Origin of the sequence: Nostoc sp. MG11 (genome assembly GCF_014904695.1) — a bacterium.
Lineage (GTDB): Bacteria > Cyanobacteriota > Cyanobacteriia > Cyanobacteriales > Nostocaceae > Komarekiella.
On record NZ_JACXXN010000157.1, the window covers coordinates 1 to 1,894 of the forward strand.

Annotated in this window: 4 protein-coding genes; all 4 read left to right on the forward strand. The window is 43.0% G+C overall.

Features of this window, described 5'->3' with window-relative positions; all coding sequences use genetic code 11:
* On the forward strand, positions 1 to 196 hold a 196-nt coding region (locus HCR01_RS37715; RefSeq protein WP_193200981.1), incomplete at its 5' end, for a hypothetical protein.
* Between the two features lie 18 nt (positions 197 to 214).
* A complete protein-coding gene (locus tag HCR01_RS37720) occupies positions 215 to 847 on the forward strand; it encodes a hypothetical protein (protein WP_193200982.1) in 633 nt (210 codons plus the stop codon).
* Between the two features lie 216 nt (positions 848 to 1,063).
* Complete coding sequence (locus HCR01_RS37725; protein WP_193200983.1) at positions 1,064 to 1,261, forward strand: hypothetical protein; 198 nt, start codon at positions 1,064 to 1,066, stop codon at positions 1,259 to 1,261.
* 128 nt (positions 1,262 to 1,389) lie between these two features.
* A partial coding sequence (locus HCR01_RS37730) for a hypothetical protein (protein WP_193200984.1) occupies positions 1,390 to 1,894 on the forward strand: 505 nt, incomplete at its 3' end.

The following is a 1,894-nucleotide window of genomic DNA, read 5'->3' on the forward strand; positions in this document are numbered from 1 at the left end:
TCAATTTGTTCTACAAAACGGCAACGAACATTTTTACATAGAAGGTGAAACACCAGCAACAACAAAAGTTGAGGAAGCATCACGTTATCCCACCTTTGCTGATGCTCAAAAACACCTATCAAGTTTTCACAATAACAATAAAGCTGTAGATGTTTTTGTTAGACCAGTGCGGATAATAGTTCAGTTATTGGATTAATATTTTTGGAGCAGAAAGATGTTGCCATCGAAATTTGCTGAATCTGCCGGATTCCCAGATCGTTGGCAGGAACGAGACTTACAACAATACCTGGGCAATCGCCTAACTGAACGTGGATTCCAAACTCATCTGGAAGTTCAAGCTAATGGTGGACGGGCCGATATAGTTACCAGTTGGCAAGGTGGAGCGATCGCAGAGGTGAAGAAATACCTTGACCGCGATACCATTTACCAAGCGGTTGGGCAACTCAATCTTTACGGGTTAAACAATACGCACAAACTCGTTGTGATGGGTTTTCTCACACCTGATGCGAGAGCGCAACCATCGGCACTCAAGACGGCTTCAATGGTTGAGCAGAATCCCCGCGTACAAGTGGTTTTCGTCAATATTGATGAAGAGTGGTTGCCTGGTAGTAACGTGCGAATTGGTTTTGGGAATTTCAGCTTTTGGCATTTACGACTGCCTCAACTACCCAATTTTAAGGATTGGCGCTGGTGGTTTAATTTAGCCAAAGCTAATCCCTTAATTTTAGTTTTTGCAGTCGCTTTTGTTTCCATCACGGCATCCCAACTGAAGCGAGAGTTTACTGATTGTCAACAGACTAACCAGGTATGGAATTGTTTGTTTTCTCAAAAGATGTCGTTGCCTTAACAGGGAATGGCACGCTTGTAAAGCTGGGGAGGCTGGGGGAGTAAAGAGCAATTACTAGTAGCTCTTACTACTATAGTCTAGATGAATACATGTATTTATTTGTCTCCCCCAGCACCCCCGGCTCCCTCCGCTCCCCCACCTTGCCTCAACAAATAACTAAACTTAGTGACATTCGCCTTAACAGGTTTAAACCTACATTTACCAAGAATTAAGCTAATGAGCAATATCATTAACATCCGACTGGAATCTGTTGAATACGGTAGCTACTGCTTGTGGATGGGACTTGATCCACAAAGAAATTTGTACATGACTTATCCAGCGATTGAGGCTATTCTCAATTACGACGAAAATTTAGCCAGGACTAAATTAGCAGCCAAAAAGCTGAAAGCATTGTACAGAGAACATCTGAAGTAGAGCGATTTTCTGTACGTATTGTCAATAAGTCGGAAGGCTTTTCAGTTCCCAAAAATGGGCAAGTTGCAGCGATCACCTACGAAGGATTTCTGCAACTGGTCAATTTTGAAGTCATTCAGCAGAATCCTGTGGCCATCAATTTGGTGGTAGCAGGTTTGGGTGATTCACTGCGCTCACTTGCTTACTCGCATTTTGGTATTGCTATTTCAAGCGAACAACGAAACCAGTGGTTATCTGCACGGCACGACGGGAAAATTATTAGAACAGATTTAACCGATGCCATTAAATCTTACTTAGACCGCCACGAAGAATGCTCGGATAACTGCCGCATATTCATCTACGTTAATGCAACTGATGCGATGTACAGAGCAGTTTTTGGTATGACACGGGGGAACGGCTTAGAAAAAAGGGCAGACTTAATAACAGTACGACTATCCGTGTTGCTAAACAGATTAAACGAAAAAGTCTGCCCTTTTTTCTCTTCGCCAAATGCGTCAGCAAAACAGATGGAGGAATTATTGGGCTGCACTCGTCACGAATCGAGAGATTATCTTGATTCCCGTAGTCTCAACAGGATTAACAATGCCGAAGCGGCTTGTGTTGCACAGATTGATAATCGAGATGTTGAGCCAA